General features: G+C 57.2%; 17 protein-coding genes. 2 read left to right on the forward strand and 15 right to left on the reverse strand.

Annotated features, from left to right (window positions below):
- Position 1 precedes the first annotated feature (1 nt).
- The 11 genes from AC3Y2E_RS03640 to AC3Y2E_RS03690 form a co-directional block, all read right to left on the reverse strand.
- Positions 2 to 700, reverse strand: a complete 699-nt coding sequence (locus tag AC3Y2E_RS03640) for an ABC transporter permease (RefSeq protein WP_379207256.1) — start codon at positions 698 to 700, stop codon at positions 2 to 4.
- Positions 697 to 1,614 (reverse strand): ABC transporter ATP-binding protein, encoded by a 918-nt coding sequence (locus tag AC3Y2E_RS03645; RefSeq protein WP_379207258.1) that lies wholly within the window; start codon positions 1,612 to 1,614, stop codon positions 697 to 699. Before AC3Y2E_RS03645 ends, AC3Y2E_RS03640 begins: the two co-directional genes overlap by 4 nt.
- A gap of 59 nt (positions 1,615 to 1,673) precedes the next feature.
- On the reverse strand, positions 1,674 to 3,044 hold the full coding sequence (locus AC3Y2E_RS03650) for a HAMP domain-containing sensor histidine kinase (RefSeq protein ID WP_379207260.1): 1,371 nt from the start codon (positions 3,042 to 3,044) through the stop codon (positions 1,674 to 1,676).
- On the reverse strand, positions 3,041 to 3,715 hold the full coding sequence (locus AC3Y2E_RS03655) for a response regulator transcription factor (protein WP_379207262.1): 675 nt from the start codon (positions 3,713 to 3,715) through the stop codon (positions 3,041 to 3,043). Before AC3Y2E_RS03655 ends, AC3Y2E_RS03650 begins: the two co-directional genes overlap by 4 nt.
- Before the next feature lie 283 nt (positions 3,716 to 3,998).
- Positions 3,999 to 4,523 carry an ADP-heptose synthase gene (locus AC3Y2E_RS03660; RefSeq protein ID WP_190929605.1) on the reverse strand — a complete coding sequence of 175 codons (525 nt, stop codon included), beginning with the start codon at positions 4,521 to 4,523 and terminating at the stop codon, positions 3,999 to 4,001.
- A 285-nt stretch (positions 4,524 to 4,808) separates the two neighbouring features.
- Positions 4,809 to 5,192, reverse strand: coding sequence for a DUF3679 domain-containing protein (locus AC3Y2E_RS03665; protein WP_379207264.1), 384 nt, complete (start codon positions 5,190 to 5,192; stop codon positions 4,809 to 4,811).
- A gap of 40 nt (positions 5,193 to 5,232) precedes the next feature.
- Positions 5,233 to 6,534, reverse strand: coding sequence for a stage II sporulation protein P (spoIIP, locus tag AC3Y2E_RS03670; protein ID WP_379207267.1), 1,302 nt, complete (start codon positions 6,532 to 6,534; stop codon positions 5,233 to 5,235).
- Positions 6,531 to 7,772: a stage II sporulation protein P gene (gene spoIIP / locus AC3Y2E_RS03675; protein ID WP_379207269.1), complete on the reverse strand. Its 1,242-nt coding sequence runs from the start codon at positions 7,770 to 7,772 to the stop codon at positions 6,531 to 6,533. The genes spoIIP (AC3Y2E_RS03670) and spoIIP (AC3Y2E_RS03675) overlap by 4 nt, the downstream gene beginning before the upstream one ends.
- A gap of 242 nt (positions 7,773 to 8,014) precedes the next feature.
- Positions 8,015 to 8,779 (reverse strand): YheC/YheD family protein, encoded by a 765-nt coding sequence (locus AC3Y2E_RS03680; protein WP_190929514.1) that lies wholly within the window; start codon positions 8,777 to 8,779, stop codon positions 8,015 to 8,017.
- Between the two features lie 4 nt (positions 8,780 to 8,783).
- The gene (locus AC3Y2E_RS03685) at positions 8,784 to 9,914 is read right to left on the reverse strand and encodes a glycosyltransferase family 4 protein (RefSeq protein ID WP_379207271.1); all 1,131 of its coding nucleotides are present in this window, start codon (positions 9,912 to 9,914) and stop codon (positions 8,784 to 8,786) included.
- Between the two features lie 152 nt (positions 9,915 to 10,066).
- Complete coding sequence (locus AC3Y2E_RS03690; RefSeq protein WP_379207273.1) at positions 10,067 to 11,236, reverse strand: hypothetical protein; 1,170 nt, start codon at positions 11,234 to 11,236, stop codon at positions 10,067 to 10,069.
- 136 nt (positions 11,237 to 11,372) lie between these two features.
- On the opposite strand from AC3Y2E_RS03690, the gene AC3Y2E_RS03695 reads away from it, so the two are divergent.
- Entirely contained in the window at positions 11,373 to 12,137 is a 765-nt protein-coding gene (locus AC3Y2E_RS03695; protein WP_379207275.1) for a polysaccharide deacetylase family protein, read from the forward strand.
- Positions 12,138 to 12,223: 86 nt separating this feature from the next.
- On the opposite strand, the gene AC3Y2E_RS03700 is transcribed toward AC3Y2E_RS03695, so the two are convergent.
- The 4 genes from AC3Y2E_RS03700 to AC3Y2E_RS03715 form a co-directional block, all read right to left on the reverse strand.
- Positions 12,224 to 12,589, reverse strand: coding sequence for a VOC family protein (locus AC3Y2E_RS03700; RefSeq protein ID WP_379207277.1), 366 nt, complete (start codon positions 12,587 to 12,589; stop codon positions 12,224 to 12,226).
- Positions 12,590 to 12,659: 70 nt separating this feature from the next.
- On the reverse strand, positions 12,660 to 13,571 hold the full coding sequence (locus tag AC3Y2E_RS03705; protein WP_379207279.1) for a phosphotransferase family protein: 912 nt from the start codon (positions 13,569 to 13,571) through the stop codon (positions 12,660 to 12,662).
- A gap of 96 nt (positions 13,572 to 13,667) precedes the next feature.
- Entirely contained in the window at positions 13,668 to 14,402 is a 735-nt protein-coding gene (locus AC3Y2E_RS03710; RefSeq protein ID WP_379207281.1) for an SDR family NAD(P)-dependent oxidoreductase, read from the reverse strand.
- Positions 14,403 to 14,557: 155 nt separating this feature from the next.
- On the reverse strand, positions 14,558 to 15,844 hold the full coding sequence (locus tag AC3Y2E_RS03715) for a Gfo/Idh/MocA family oxidoreductase (RefSeq protein WP_379207283.1): 1,287 nt from the start codon (positions 15,842 to 15,844) through the stop codon (positions 14,558 to 14,560).
- A 221-nt stretch (positions 15,845 to 16,065) separates the two neighbouring features.
- Between AC3Y2E_RS03715 and AC3Y2E_RS03720 the strand changes: the two genes are divergently transcribed.
- A complete protein-coding gene (locus AC3Y2E_RS03720; protein WP_379207285.1) occupies positions 16,066 to 16,926 on the forward strand; it encodes an AraC family transcriptional regulator in 861 nt (286 codons plus the stop codon).
- Positions 16,927 to 17,014 lie beyond the last annotated feature (88 nt).

The raw sequence follows: 17,014 nt of genomic DNA on the forward strand, positions 1-17,014 counted from the left end.
CCTAGTTCACATCCCGTCGCGTAAAGTCGATCATCCCGAGCAGCAGCAAGCCGATTCCGACGGCAAGTCCCGCCCCTGCCGAGTATTCGGGCTTGCCCGTCGGCCAAGACCAGACGACCCACGCCGAAGGGCTGACGAACATCGACACGATCGATCCGGCTATTCCAACCGTCAGCGGTATCGCCTGATTGTGGATGGTCAACGACAGCCATAGCTGCAAGGCCAGCACCGGCAGCGACGCGGCGAACGGATACAACGCCAGCTTCACCACTTCGGTCAAAGGCACCTTATCCCCAAGATCGAGCACTGTGCCGAGCAGGACCGTTCCAATCCCGAGCAGCACGCACGAGACGGACAGCAGCAGGGCGACAAGAGCGAATTTCGCAGCGTACACGCTCGTTCTCGGGATCGGCAGGGCGAGCAGCTGCTTCCATGCATTCATCTGGTGCTCGATATTCGCCACCATCGAAGCGATGATCGCTATGCCGAGCAGTAGGGCCGGGGTAAGCAGAAAATGAATGCCGCCGAGCAGCCCTCCCCACCGGTCGGCTTCCGTCGTTTTCATTAGATAGTCGTAGCGCAGGCCGTAATTGACGGCTTGAAGCGAAACGACGCCGACGGGAGCGAGAAAGATAAGAAACCAGATCATCTTTTTGCGGATTTTCAAAAAATCGGCGGCCAGCAGTTTCCCCATCATCATAAGCTCGAATTCCCTTCACCGGTCAGTTCGAGGAACACGTCTTCGAGCGACTTCTTGCTCTCCTCCACCCGGAAGATCGAATGGCCCGCCGTAACCAGCGTCTCCACGAGAGCCGCCACTTTGCCGTCGTCCAGATGCTCCAGCAGCAGCGCCGAGCCGGCCAGCTCCGCCTTGCAGCCTGCCGCTATGACCCGGCGAAGCGCGGATTCCGGCTCGGAAGCGATGATCCGAATCCTGCTCTGCGCTTGCCGGTGAAGCGCCCCGATCGAGTCCTGGAACAGCATCGTGCCCTGCTGGATAATACCGACGCGGGTCGCCATCTGTTCGATCTCGCTGAGCAGGTGACTGGAGACGAGCACTGTTATTCCCCGTTCCTTGGGCAAGCTTTTGATCAGCTCGCGGATTTCCAGAATGCCGGACGGATCGAGTCCGTTCGTCGGCTCGTCCAGTATGAGCAGCTCCGGGCTGCCGAGCAGCGCCGCCGCGATGCCCAGTCTTTGCTTCATGCCGAGCGAATACCCTTTTACCGGGCGTTTCGCCTCCTTCGTCAGCCGCACGATGTCCAGCACTTCGCCGATGCTTGATTGGGGCACGTCCAGTATGCGGCGGATCGCCTCGAGATTCTCGTAAGCCGACAAATGCGCGTAATAGGACGGCGATTCCACCAAGGAGCCTACTTTGCGGAGAATGGCGAGCTTTTCCTTCCGCAGCTCTTTGCCGAATATCCGGATCGTTCCCTGGGTCGGCTTAATCAGTCCGAGCAGCATGCGGATCGTCGTCGTTTTGCCCGCGCCGTTCGGCCCGAGGAAGCCATAAATATCGCCTTTTCCGATTTCCAGTTGAACTTGATTCACCGCTCTTCTCGAGCCGTATGTTTTCGTTAAACCGTTCGTCTGTATGACAGGTTCGTTCACCTTCGATCACCTCGGGTATATCGTAGCGCCCCAAGGTTAAAACAAAGAAAAGCGTTCGTTTAAATTTCGTTTAAATTTTTCATATACAAATAAACCGCCGTTCCTTGCGGCGAACTGACCGTCTCCCAGCCCATCTCCATCTCTTTCACCATCAAGGACACGATCGTCAGTCCGATCCCGGCGCCAGACTCCGCCGATGCCGCTTCTAGTCCAGGCCCGCGGTCCTCGATCAGCAGGGTGGTCGTACCGTGCCTGGGCTCTGTGCGGATTCCGATGTATTTTCCGGTTTTCGCATGGCGCACCGCATTTTGCAGCAGATTATCGAGAATGCGGGTGAACCATTGCGGATCGACCTGCCACAGAAGCGCTTGTTCCGGCAAATCGACATCGATCTCGAACCCTTCCCTCTCCAGAACCGGAAACCAGCTGGCCGCCGAAGTGCGCACAAGCCGCAGGACGTCCGTCCCGGTCGTCTTCAGCGGATATTTGCCGGCCGACAGCAGCGTGTATGACAGCAAATTATCGATAAGCTGGGCCATATCGTCCACTTTCGCTTCCATAATGCCGAGCGACTGCTTCCCTTTTTCGGTTAATGTTTCTTTGTGAAGCGTATAGGCATGACCGCGAATGGTCGTTAGGGGCGTGCGCAGGTCGTGCGACAAATTGGCGATCAGTTGCTTGCGCAAATGCTCCTCCTCCCGCTCCCGCCCCCGGCTGGCGATCAACTGCTCCACCATCCGGTTAAACGCCAGCTCCAGCTGTCCGATCTCATCCTTCTTATGAATGGCGATCGGTCTGGGGATGCCCGTAGGGTCCGATTCGGTCATCGCTTCCTGCAAATACACGAGACGTTTGCGAATCCGGTAGAAGAACAGCCACGAAGCGAACAGGAAAACGGCAAACAGGCTCAAAACGACCGCTGCCGAGATCCGCTCGTCCATTCGGTTAAGCACATTCTCCGCCATAATCGAACGCGGAACTTGCAGCGTCATAAACCCTTGCCCCGGCTGCCCGCCGAGAAAAGCGACTACGGTAAACGGGTCCCCGCCGTAGCTGATTTTCATAAACTGAATGCTGTCCGCATAGTTCCATCTGCCAGGGAGGTTGTCCTGCCGCGGCAGCTGCAGTCGCGTCGTCCCGCCGCCGTCGACCCAGAACATCGATGCCCGCGGATAAGCCTCCTTCAGCTCACCCAGCCTGCGGTCGATCTGCTCCGCCCCCGCTCCGTCGAGCGCTTTCGCTTCCTCGTGCCACATCTGCTCCAGCTCTCTGGCGCTCGCGTAGATGTTCGTTTTCAGCTGTTCATTCATGTAGAGCGTTTCTCTTATATAAGCGACGAGAGCGATCGCGGGAAACACGATCGGCCAGATCAGCAAGGCGATAAACACGATAATGAAATATTTGGCCAGCAGCGAATTGCGGAACTTCATAACCGGACCCTGTAGCCGATGCCGCGCACCGTTTCGATAATATCCGGACATCCAGGGTCGCGCTCGAGCTTCTCGCGAAGATGGCGGATGTGTACCATAAGCGTCTTATCCCCGTCCAAATACGGCTCGCCCCACACCGACTCGTAGATTTGTTCCTTCGTTAAAATCTGGTTCGGATGGCGAAGCAAAAACATAAAGATTTGAAACTGTTTGCCGGTCAGCACGATGTCCTCGTCCGTGCGGGTATCGATCAGCCGGTTATGCTCGAGGTGGACTTGCAGATGGCCGAGCTGGACGAACGACGGGACGATTTTGCCGAAACGCCGCAACTGGACGTCGATTCTCGCGGCGAGCTCGTCCGGGTGGAACGGCTTCGTCACGTAATCGTCGGCGAACAACAGCCCGTGAAGCTTGTCCTCCAGCCCGGTTCGCGCCGACAGCATGATGATGGGCGTGTCCGGATGTTCTTTCTTCAGCCGTTGACCGATCGTGAATCCGTCCAAGCCGGGCAGCATGACGTCCAGTACGACGAGGTCGGTACCAGCCATATGTTCAAGCGCACCTTCCCCCGAGGTTAGCCAGACGACCTTATACCCGCGATCGGTCAAATCTTCGTTCACCCACCTGCCGATGTCGGCGTCGTCTTCGATATATAGCAGCTTTTTACTCATCGGATCTGTATCCTCTCTCTTTCTCCGTGCTGGCGTAACCGGCAAAACCGCCGGGATTCGCGATTCCGGCGGTGATAGTAGGCGTTAGTTTCAACGAACACCGGTTGGCGCTAATCGCTTCCATTATATCCGGTCCCGCCCGGGCGAACAACAGACACCCGGCGGCCCAAAGACGCCAAAAAGGGCTCCCGCCGGTCCTGAAGGACACGGGAAACCCTTCCCCGGGTGAACAGCCGTTTAACGCCGGAATCCGCCCCATCGCTCCTGCCATGCAGGCCCGATGTCAGAGCGACTTCCAGTCCTCTTCCGTCAGCTGTTCTTCCAGCGCATATTCGAAATCCTCGACATCGTATGTTTGAACGGGGACTTCCCCATCGATCACTTTGTCCAGAAATTCCAGATGATCGGTCACGATCGGCGCTTTCTCGTGGAGCGCGGTCAAAATCAGCTCCGTCTCGACCGGATCGAACGTCTCGCCGTAGTGGGCGTTGTCGATCGCGTACACGACCGTAAAGGTGACTTCGTCGTTCACAAGCAGCGGCGGACTTTTTTTCCACGGCATCTGCAGCGCCCGCTCAATCTTTTTGCGGTTGAACGACTCTTCAAAAAAAGCGATCAGTTCTCCGATTTTTTGCTTGACGTGCTCATCTTCGTCCGCTTCCGGCATGACAGGCTCGTCGCTGTCACGCATTTCATACAGCTCCTGAATGGTGGAGAACGGGATCAAATACTCCACAGGACGGCCCGGCACCAGCAGTTGCCCGTACACGGCAACCATGACGGCTTCGATTACAAAGCGCCGGTTCATCATGGCAATTCCTCCTTAAGAACTTTGCGGAGCAAAGTTCAACTTCGTAAGCATCCGCCAAGTTTTACGTAGTAAAACTCAACTTCGTAAGCATCCGCCGAACTTTGCGGAGCAAAGTTCAACTTCGTAACCAGCTTGCTGACCCCTATATCATACCACTTGCTTCGCGGACAAACCAGCGGCTGTTTGACCGGTTCAAACGCCCGTTTGAAACGAATCCCGGATATGTGCTTTTATGTATATTCCCCGTTATCCGGTTCCTTATTTCGCAACCCGAGCGGTACGTTAATTGACGATGCTGTCCAGCAAAGAAACGACAGTGCGGATCGTGCCATGGGCAACCGATTGCAGCATATCGCCGATCTGGTTGCCGACCCGGTTGACGCCCGAATCGGTGGTGAGGGGCTGCGGCTGTGGCTTCGGTTGGGCGGCCGTCGCTGCGTTTTCTCCCCCTTGACCCTTGGCGCTAACCGGCGTTTGTCCGTTCCCGGCGGCCGGCGGCGGCGCCTGCGTAACCGGCTGCGGCTGAACGGCGGCGCCCGGCTGCACCGAAGCCGGGGCCGGCCCGTGGATGCGCTCCATGCCTTTGGTGGCAAGCTCGATTCCGAAAAAAATGCCGAAGCACATCATCAGTACGATGCAAACGAACATTCCCGAGTAGCGTGACATGTCGTTACTCCCCTTCCTTCATCGCCATGCGATGTGTTATTTACCGATGGACCGCCACGGCGGCCTGGTCGGACACGTTCCCTTTCGCGCTGACGCCGGCCGGCGCGTTCACTTTCTCCGCTTCCCAATATAGAGCGGCAATCGTCTTGGCCAGCGCATCCGCCGTCCGGTAACACTCCTCCAGCGAATTGTACGCTCCGCCTACTTCGATCAGGATGCTGTTCGGCGATACGGACTGATTGTACTCGGCATGTCCGCCGCTTCCCTTATCCCAGATTCCCCTCGACAGCCCCGGGTAGCTGGCTTCCAGCTTCTCGTGAATCCGTTTGGCGAACGCCTCGTTTTGCTCCCAGCGCTCATTTTTTTTGCCGACGATAAAGTACACTTTAGCGTAATCTTTGCCGCCGATCGACGCTGTCGTGATATCCCGTCCCGCCGAGTCGCGATGAATATCGAACAGAAAGGCAAGGTCCTTATGCTGGGCAAACGCTTCCTTAACCGTCTGCATCGAATATTTGTAGGAAAAATTCCAGTTGTATCCTTGGACCGCCGTCGGATAATCGACGCCCGAATGTGCGCTGCCGATGCCTTCCTCCTCCAGCTTTTCCGCCAGTCGTTTGCCGATCAGCGTTACGTTTGTCTTCAAATCTTCAGCTTCATTGACATTGCTTACATTCAGCTCGGGCAAATACGACTCTCTCGGATGCGAATGATACACAAAAGCAACCTTGCGTCCTTCGGTAGTCGGTTTATGGACCGGGATCGGGTCCGGCGCTGCGGTGCCTCCGCCTCCCGCAGGAGCGGCCGGGTCCGGAGCCGTTCCGGTTCCCGTCTGCGGCGGCTCGCCCTGATCCGGCGGCGGCGCCTCCCCTCCCGGGGTATCCGTCGTACCGGACAGCGCGGGCGTGCCATCCTTACCGTCCGCAGGCGACGGCCCCTTGGCGATCAGACCGCCGCCCGGCTGGCCGCTGCGCAAAGCCGGGAGCTCGCTTGCCAGCAGGGACTTGGGCTCCGACGGATCGACGTGGAACATGCGCTCCGCCAAATACACCCCGATTTTACCGCCTGAAAACGTCGTTTCGCCGGGACGTTTCATCGAAGTGGCTTCCATGCCGAGCATATCGATGAAGAAATCGGCGGAGACGGCCGAAGCCATCCGCTTCATCGAGCTTTTCGGCGACACGTTCGCATAGGACATCCATAAGACGGCGGCGGCGGCGAGGGCGAACAGCAGCAGCGCAATTCCGGCGTAGGCGATAAAGATCCGCACCATGATGCCGCCGTCCTCCGGATCGGAGCGAACGGAGCGGACCATATTTACTAGACGGGCTCGTTTCATCATCCGAGGCTTCCTCCTTTTCCTTTCGCCGATCCGGCGGGTGCGCTCGCTTTCACCGCATCCTTCTGCAGCTCCGCGATAATGTCGGCGAGCACATCCGCCGTCCGGTACATTTCCTCAAGCGTATTGTAGGGTCCGCCGATTTCCATCAGGATGCTGCTCGGGGATAACGACTGGTTGTACTCCCCGTTGCCGTTCGAGCCTTTACCGTATACCCCGCGGGAGATTCCGGGCATTTTCTCCTCCAGCATCGCGTTCAATTTTCCGGCGAACTCGGAATTTTTCTCCCAGCCGGGATTTTTTTTGCCGACGACGAAGTACACTTGTGCGTAATCTTTTCCGCCCAGTTTAACCGTCGTTTTTTCTCTTGCCAGCGAGTCGCGATGGATGTCGAAGATCATGCCGATATTCTCGTTTTGGGCCAGCGCGGTCTTTACCGTCTGGGCGGAGTACGCGTACGATTTGGCGTATTGAAACGATTTGACGGTGGACGGGTAATCGGTCGTCTCCTGAATGACCCGAATCCCCTTCGCCTCCACCTGTTCCTTCAGCCGCTTGCCGACCAGCGTTATATTGATGTCGGGATCATAAGCCAGATCCGGCTTGGTGATGCCTTTGCTTTTCAGCTCGGGCAGAAACGATTCGCGGTTATGCGAATGGTAAATGAACACTTGCGGCGCTTGGGCGGCTTCGGTTGCCGGATGGGCCGGCGGCGGAGTGACCGATGCAGCCGGAGGCGGATCGGACGGGCCGGTATGGCCCGAGGGGCCGATCTGGGTAGGAATCGCATCGGCCGGCGGCGTAAAGTCAGCCGGTGAATCGGCATTTTGCGTCGCAGTTCCCGAGTACAGCAGCGCGCTCGCCTCACTGCGCAGGCCGGGAATTTCGCTTGCCAGGAGACTTGCCGGATCGAGCGGATGAACGCCGGTCAGCGAACGGATCAGAAACGTCGCGGTATTGGTCGGCGAAAAGGTCGATGTGGTTATCTCTTTCTGCAGATGAGGCATCTCCATCGCCAGCATGTCCAGAAAAAAAGCGACGGAAAGCGTCGCAACGGCGCTTTTCATCGAAGAAATGGAGGAATTGGACCCTTTGTTTTGCGCGAGACCGATCAACCCGGTAGCGAACAAAAGCAGCAGCGAGGCGGTCGACAGTAGGGCGAATTGGCGGCTCACCGAACGGACGGTCCGCAGCGTGCGGGTAACGGCGCTGACATTAAACGTGGCTACGACCCATTTCATCGATATCCCTCCCCGGATGTGAGTGTGTCTATCAAGTCTATCTGTTATCAAATCTATGAAAGCCGCGCGTCCGCTAGAACGATCCCAGGCAAAAAAAGTCCCCTTTTCTCCGCGCGCCGACCGACCGTGCGATTACGATGCCGGTTCATACCTGGGCATTTTATCGCACGATCAGCCTGCCGCTTGCGGGTATAGGGGACGATTCGTCCGGACACTCTCACAATCTCTCAACCGGTTCGGGGTTATTTCCGGATTCTTCCGTAAGCTTTGGCATACCGGATCACTTTCCGGAACATCGACTTATCCTTCAGCACCCGGAAAATGTACGGGTCCGGGTTCGTATTCACTTCCAGAATCCACGGATGCAACGTATGGTCCAGCGCCACATCGAGGCCAATCTCTTTGACGCCGGGGAAGGAGCGGCTCATTTGTCTCGCCGTTGATAACCCAAGCTGCTTCAGCCGGCTCATCATCCTCGTGCGGCGTGCCGCCGGCATATGGCTTCCAAGCAGCGTCTCCGCCTTCATCGGCGTTCCGCCGTTATGATAATTGGTCACGATCTTCTTCGGATGGGCCAGCCGCCCGATAATCCCGGTCGTTTCCCACCTTTGCTGCAAATTGTGCTGCACCATGACCCGCAGATCGAATCTGCGCCCGTTGTGCTTGAGCAGATGAATGCCCTTCTGCACCAAATAAGGACGGCGCGCCTTTGCCTGCGACAAAGCGGCGAACATCGCGGCGAAGGAACGGAACGAGCGGGCTTTCGCCCCCGATTGGAACCAGTAAGCGTCTTTGCCTTCGCCCCGCTTCTCCACCCGGATCACTCCGTTGCCGAACGTTCCTACATTAGGCTTCACGTAAACCATACGGTGCGTATCCAACATGTTCCGAAGCGTATGCCGGTTCATTCTCGCCGTAACGGGTACGTATGCCCTCAAGCTCTCGTCCCGCAGCAGAGCGGCTGTTTTTCTAAGTTTGCTCGTCACTCTGGTTATGTTTTTAGGCATGCTTTCAGTTTCTCCTTTTTCGGTATTGGCGGTACAACCCGGCCAGCCGGGCTGCGGTAGACGACCAGCCGAACCGGCGCACCACGTCTTCCCGGGCGCGAATCGCCATCGCTGCGGAACCTTTGGCGTCCCTCGCTACGATTTGGATCTGCTCGGCGAACGCTTCCGGACTCCGGTATCGGGCTACCAGCCTGCCTGTGGTGCCGTGGCGCACGATTTCCCGGATGCCGCCGTTAGCCGAAGCGACGCAAGGGGTGCCGGACGCCATCGCCTCCACATTTACGAGACCAAACGCTTCATGCCCTTGAGACGGGCAGACGAAGCAGTCCCCGGCCCAATACAGCCTGGGCATACGTTTGCGCGACACATAACCGGCAAACCGGGCCGGAACGCCGTACCTCGCCGCCATCTGCTTCAATCCCCTCACATACGAAGCGTTACCCGCGCCGCCGGCGACGAGCAGCTTCGCCCGGGGGACCGAACGGCACACGAGCTTCATCGCCCGGATGAGGACGGGAACCCCTTTTTTCGGGATCAGACGCCCGGCAAACAAGACGGAGAACGAGCCGCTTACGCCGAATTCGCGGCGCGCCGCAGCTCTCTGCGAAGCGCTCGGGAGCTTATATTGTGAGACGTCCACACCTAGCGGCGTATGCTTTACTTTATGCCGGACGCCGGGGAAAAGCGACCGGATCTGCGCGGCCAGCGATTTGCTGTTGGCGACTACCAGGTCGGCGGCTGCAAGCTGGCGGGCCGCTTGGGTAAGAGTCGTCCGGGGCGGGCTGATAAACGTCGTCGAATGCAAAAAAACGGCGATCCGCGTTCCCGGAAACCGGCTCCTGACGCGCGGCACATAAGACGGACGGTTGTCGATCTGAATCCAATCGAAGCTCCTGCCCGCCATCCGGCCAAGCACATGGCCGAGATACCGTCCTGCTCCGCCGCCCGGAACCCGGACATGGGACAGCGCGCCTTGGCGCGACGAAGCCGGATAACCGGGACTGCGGCGGCTGTATACCGTCACGCGGTTCGAGGTGGACAGCCGTTTCGTAATCTCGGCGATGCAATGCTCCACGGAGCCGCCTACCCGGGGCGGAACGGGTATTTCTCCGGGAGCGATTACGGCGATGTTCATCCTTTCTGGTCACTTCCTCGTTTTATGGGTAGCAATCCCTTTCATCGTATGCTTTAGGCGTACTGGCGGTATGGGTCCTATGCAACAAAAAAACTCCCCCAAGCCCAAAGGGGAGCGTAATACGTCATTGCTTGCTATCGCGATTGTTTGTTTTACGGCTGTTTCCCCCGGTTGCCTTGCAGCTCGATGCCGACCTCCGTCAGCAGCCAAGGCGAACCGGTTGCCTCTCTGGCGAAGCGGAACCGGAACGTCTGCTCGCGAATCCCGCCGCCGCGTCCGTCCACAAGCGCCTTGACCCTGTACTCCGCGGTCAGATCGTCCTTCGGATCTTGCGCAGCCGGAAGCTCGTACCGCACGCTTTCCACCGACCGGAGCAGCTTGCGGTACCGGCTCAGCGTGTCAGGGTCGGTTCCCCGGAGAGCGGCGACCAGCAGCGCGTCGTCCTCCTGCTTGAGCGACTCCAGAAACGTCTCCGCCAGCTTGGCCGGAGGCGACCGGTCCAGCAGCGCGTCCAGCTGGCCCGCCGCCTTATGGACCATGAGCTGATGGGCGTAGTCTTCGGCTCCCGTCTTATGCGTCGAACTGCCGAGGAAATGAATGCAAAAATGTCCGGAGAAATCATTATCCGGAATACCGTCTCCGCCATGCGGCATGCCATGCATCGAGCCCGCTATTTTGCGTCCCCCATACAAGACGAGAATGGCCCGCCGCTTCCAGCTCCACGAGCCGTCGTAGATATGCTTCATCGTCGCCGTATCTTGCTTGGTGAGCGGCTGCACGTCCGCATGAAGATTGCCGGCCCGTCTCTGCGCCCGGAAAGTCAGTCCAGTCTCAAGATCCACGACCGTCACTTTGCTCTTCAGCGGCACGCCCGTTTTGGCATCGTCCCAGGCAACCAGCTCTCCGTAGTGGATCGTTCGGAGCGATTCGGCGTATTGGACCCATGCCTTGCGAATCGGGGCGGGCATCGTGATGACCGATCCCGTATCCGGCTCCAGCAGCGAGCCGTCTTCCCTTAGTGAGAACGTCCGGCTCGAGCCGCCTTCCTTTACTTCCATATAAGCATCGCCGTAAGGGACCCGGCCGCCGGCCCCATGATCCGCAGCCGCAGCTGCTTTCGGCCATGCCCGGCTCCAGACTTTTTTTACGAACGACTTGCGTGTTTCATATAACGCGCCCTGACTCGTCTTGACGGAAACGATAAATTGTACGGTCGCCGCTTTGGCAGCCGCCTCGCGAGGAGCGGCCGATACCGGCCCCGGCATAACAAGCGCAAGCGCAGTTGCAAAGGCAAGAAGCAGAACAGTCATTCTGTAGGCCACAGGCTAGCCTCCTCCATCAAGAATCACTTCCGTATTGTTCGCCAGCCTCGGCAAATTATGTGGAATAAACTTCAGGTTTGGGAAAACTATAGACGAGTCCTTACTCTATAACGAACAGAGAGGCGAAAAACGAACCATGAGATTAAAATGGATGCGGCCTGTCGCATGCGCGGCGCTGTTATGCTGTCTGATCCCCGCAGCGGGCCAGGCTGCCGGCGCCAAGCCGAAGTCGAGGGAATATTATGAGACGCGCGGGGAAATTGTGTGGGAAGTGCCGATGGAGGAGAAATGGATCGCACTGACGTTCGACGACGGTCCCGATCCGGTGTACACGCCGCAAATCGCGGAGCTGCTGAAACAATACGAGGCGAAAGCTACGTTTTTCGTAACCGGGGAGCGGACGGCGAGGTTCCCGGACACGGCGCGCAAGCTTGTTGCGGATGGCCATGAGCTGGGCAATCATACGATGAAGCACTCGTACTTTCGCCGCGGAACGCCGGAGAAGACGATCGATACGGAAATCCGCAAAGCCAAAGAAGCGATAAGGGCGGCAGGTTTGACCGACGCGCCCTGGTTCCGTCCGCCCGGGGGCCACTATAACGAATCGATCGTCGCCGCAGCCAAGCAGCACGGTTATACGGTCGTCCTATGGTCCTGGCATCAGGATACCGAGGATTGGCGCGCCCCCGGCGTGGCGAAAATTACGAATAAAGTGTTGAACAACGCGAGAAACGGGGATATCGTCCTGTTTCACGACCATGGGGAAGGAGCATCGCAAACCGTACAGGCGCTTACGAAAATATTGCCGGAGTTGAAAACGAGAGGGTTTCGGTTCGTAACGGTCACGGAACTGCTGGGCGAGCGGAAAAGGCACGGACATCCGGTCGACGATGCGGGCTGAGCGCTAACTGCCCGCCCCATCCCATCCATCCGGCAGTCCTGAAGCGTTATACGCCTTCAGGAACTGCCGGATGCCTATCTGCCCCTTTACTGACGCTTCGCTTCGGATAAATGCCAGCAGACGCCGGCGGGATCGATCAGATGAACTTCCCGCTTGCCCCACGGATACAAGGTCGGTTCCTTGCAGCGGACCGGATATTCACCGCTTTCCGCAATCCGCCGGATATGCGTCCACCAGCCGTCCAGATCGGACACGACCAGCTCCACCATAAAGTTATCCTGAAGTTCCCGGTTATGAAAGTTTTGCAAATAAAATTCCAGCTCGTCCAGCCGGAAGATCGTAATTCCGTTGTCCGCATATATTTTCTCGAATCCCAGCTCCTCGAAAAACCGCTGAGCCAGCCCGTAGTCCTCGCCCGACGGGACAAAAGGTTTTAGCTTGATCGCCTGCATCCTGTTCCCTCCGTTCATAAAAGTCGCCGCGGAATCCGCCGTCCGTCCCGGCTGCAATCGTGCGTTGTATTCAAATCCGTTTAAGCAAACTAAGCATATAGGCATCCACCCGCTCGGCCATCATCCCGTCCGTAAGTCCGGTAACGCCCAAAGCTTTCCAGCCGCTGAATACGGCCGGCGGACCGAACAGCGTATCGATAAGCGCTACCAGATCCCAATAAGGGTCGTAAGCAAATTGCTTGCCGGCTGCGGCCTCATAGGCGGACAGGAAAGCGTCGGCCGTCGCGACGTCGTACAACTGGGCCAGGTCGGACCGGCACTGCCCGACATCGATGCCGGCCGGTCCCCGGCAGCCGTTAATCCAATCGACGACGCCGCTAACCGAGCCGCCGGTCCACAATACGTTGGCCGGGTGGTAGTCCCGGTGAATGAAGCACATCTTAGCTGCGGGACGCCTGTCTCTTGCATATGCGATTGCTCTGCTCCACTCGCTTGACAAGCCGGACCACTCCGGCGCTTCGAGCGTCTCCAGATCGATGTAGGCCGCATATTGCCAAGCGAAGCCGTCCGCCGGGACTGCATGAATCCGGGTCAGCGTATCCGCCAATCCTCCCAGCCATCTGTCCAGATTCTCGGGACGCAGCACGACGGACCCGCTTATCTTAGTCATCAGTACGGCAGGCATTCCGCATGATTCTCCCGACTGGTCGCAAGCAACGAGCCGGGGCGCCGGCAAGCCGCTGCCGGATGCGAAGAGGAGACTTTCCGCTTCGTGCCAAGCGGCGTCGGGTTCCTCCTGCAGCCATTCCTCATTGTTGATAAGCCGGAGCACATAGTCGGCTTCTTCCCGTCCGGTTTGGAGCTTAATGCTGTGGATAAGCGACGACGTCCCTCCCAGAAGCCTGGACACGGACGTTACCTTGGCGCCGGGACGTACCGAGTCTACTACCCATTCCAGCGCCCGGTTCGGCAACTCTATCATCGAAGCCCACCTCCCGTCTGCCGGAACTGTTAGACTTCCAGCCTTCTAGTCCATCTAGAAATCATTGTAAAACGAATGCGGAGCGTTTGTCACGGTTTACCCGAATAAATCCACAACCGAGCCTTGCTCCATCTCCCCGAAAAGCAGCTGGATCACCTTGCCCGCCATCCGCTCCGGAGAAGTGAGCATACCGTTCTCCTTGGCCTTATGAAACAGCTCCGCAGCGGCGAACTGGCTCGAATCACGGGTTCTCGCTTCCTGCTGCAGGGCGGTGTCGACCATTCCGGGCCATACCGAGGCAATCTTGACGGCTCCTAGCCCTTCTCCCTGCTCTATACCGACGCTTCTCGTAAATACGTCCAAGCCGGCCTTGGACGCGCTATACACGCTCATGCCCGGCAGCAGATTTTGAGCGGAGCCCGATGAAATATTTATAATGCGTTTGTCGATCTGCATCTCCTTGGTATGCCGGATAAATAGAGAAGCAAGCAGAACAGGGGCAAGCAGATTAATATGGATATTAGCCGCAATCGCGACCGGATCTCCGGACTCGACGTTACTCAGCGGAGCTGCGACGCCGGCATTGTTGATCAAATAAATGCCTTCCAGCTTCGATCGGTCCAAGCAATCAAACACCGTTTGCATGAGACTTTCGATCCTGTCGGTTTCGTTCAGATCAAACGGGATAAAACGAACATTGTCGCTTTGGGAGAGCTGGTCTTCGTTTCGATTCCGGGAAATGCATAACAGCAAATGATCGGGAGCCATAAGCTGCTCCGCTATTGCTTGTCCCAGTCCTCTGGATGTACCGGTAATAATGAAAACTTTCATCTCGTCCGCCTCCATTTTTAAGTATCTGATATTAGTACCTGATACTAATATATCCCCACTTCTTGGAAGCTGTCAAATCGACGGGCGCGTTTTTTTTATGAACAAACAATAAAACCCCCGCTCCCCGCGCTGGGCGGGGGCAGAGGTTTCTCTGGTTAAAACTGGACCAGATCGCCGATACGGACCGGCTGTCCGGTTTTCATCGAGATGTTGCCGGCGATTCCGGTCAGGATCGATACGGCTCCGTCCACATGGGAAGCGGCCCGCTCGAAACGGTCCTCGGTCCGGTCGCCGAACAGATCGTTCAGCAGGAGCGGGTCCCCGCCGCCGTGTCCGCCGGCCCGTTCTTCGATCGCCACTTCATACGGACGCTCAAACATCGGCTGAACGGTCAGCTTTTTGTACGAAAGCGCCCCTTCTTCCTCCTTCTTGCCGCCGGAGTTCACATACGCCCGCTCGACGACTTTCATCTCCATCCGCCCTTTACTGCCGTTAAATACGACGTTGTAGCCTTCCCAAGGCAAGTAAGCGTTCAAGGAGTAAGTCAGTATCGCTTTATTTTTGTAACGAACCATCACGCCGAGCGTATCCTCGATACTGATGCCGTCGCCGAATACGCTCTGGTCGCGCTGATAGCCGTCGTCTTTCTCCGCGTCCAGATACAGCGCCTTCAGATGTTTATTGTTCTCCATATGGATGGCGAACGGATCGTCCTTCGCCGCTTCGCTTCCGTGGGCCCGCTGGTAAAACTTCGTCACGCCGCGGCGCTCGGCATTTTCCCGGCCGTAGAACATCAGCCCGCCCATCGCATACACCGTCTCCGGCGCCGTGCCCAGCCAGAAGTTGACGAGGTCGAAATGATGAGTCGACTTGTGGACCAGCAGTCCCCCGCTGTTGCGTTTGTCCCGGTGCCATCTGCGGAAATAGTCGGCTCCGTGCAGCGTATTCAGCAGCCATTCGAAATGAACGGAATGAACATCTCCGATGGCGCCGTCCATGATCAGTTCGCGAATCTTCGTATTATGCGGAGCGTACCGGTAGTTAAAGGCAACGCGCAGGTCGCGTCCCGTCCGCTTGACCGCATCGATAATCTCCTGGCACTTCTCTTCGTCCACGGTCATCGGTTTCTCCGTGATCACGTCGCAGCACAGTTCCATAGCGCGGATAATGTACGTATGATGCGTGCGGTCCATCGAGGTGACGATAACAGTATCCGGCTTCTCGCTTCGGATCATCTCGTCGAATTGATCGGAAGCGTACAGCTTCGCCTCCGGGTAATCGTACTTCTCCCGCAGCAGACGGTTGGCGTATTCCAGACGGGTGCGGTTCACATCGCAAAAAGCGACCAGTTCGCAGCGGTCCCGGTAGCTTTTGGCCAAGGCACCGTAAAAAAACTCGGCTCTGCCTCCGGTTCCGACCAGTGCATATTTTCTCCGTGTCATCGGTATTCTCCCCTTACTCGTTGTTCATTCGCTTTCATTTTAACGCAACATATCAACGGATTCTCCGGATTTATTGCGGATTTCCGCTCATTCTTTGCATATCTTGCGCAACCTCAACTTCGATTCTCGGGCAGGCTGTGTCCGCTCCAAACGCGCTAACGCTACTTGTCCGTCTACCCAAATGGATGTACACTTTTACCAACAAGCTCAAGGAGATCGCCATGAAGAAGAACGGAATGAAGGGGGCCGCGCAAGTGCGGGAGCCGTTTTACATTCATCAAAATAAAATATCGGGCCACCATTCGATGCCGACCAATCATTTTCATGAACCGTACGAAATCTATTATTTGATGTCGGGCGAGCGCAACTATTTCATAAAAGACAATACGTACCGCGTCCGCAAAGGCGACGTCGTCTTCATCGATCAAAACGAGCTGCACAAAACGGCCGACGTCGGCGTGCCGAATCACGAGCGGATGCTTATTAACTTTAATAAACGGTTTCTCGACACGTTCAACGAACCGCTGCTGTTCGAGCCGTTCCGCCGCAAAATAAGACGGCTGTCGCTTAATCTCCAGGAGAGGGAGTGGATCGAGCGACTGCTCCAGGATATGCTGAGAGAGGATACGGAGGCGCTGCCGGGAAGCGAGACGTGTCTGCAAGCCCAGCTCGCTACGCTGCTTCTCTGGTGCGGACGCAAGCTGGACCGGCAGGAGCAGGAACGGGAACCGTACGAGCACGAAAGCCCGGCTCACAAAAAAATGTCCGAGATCGTCGAATATATTAACGAAACGTATGCTTCGCCGCTGTCGCTGGAATCAGTGGCGAAGGCGCATTACGTAAGTCCCTATCATCTGAGCCGGACATTCAAGAAAATAACCGGATTTTCGTTCGTGGAATATGTCAACACGGTCCGGATCCGCGAGGCGCAAAGGCAGCTCCGGGAAACCGGCCTGAAAGTGACGCGGATCGCCGAGAATGTCGGGTATGAAAATATCGGCCACTTCGGCCGTGTCTTCAAGGAGCTGACGCGGACGAATCCGCTGGACTATCGGAAATCGGCCCGGCATGACGGCTCCTGAATGGAGCCAATGATTTGCGTGCGGTTTGTGCATATAGAAAAACCGTCCGGTAAAAATAGCATCCGGACGGTTTTTGACGTGCTAAATT

The sequence above is a fragment of the Paenibacillus sp. MAH-35 genome, from assembly GCF_058135425.1.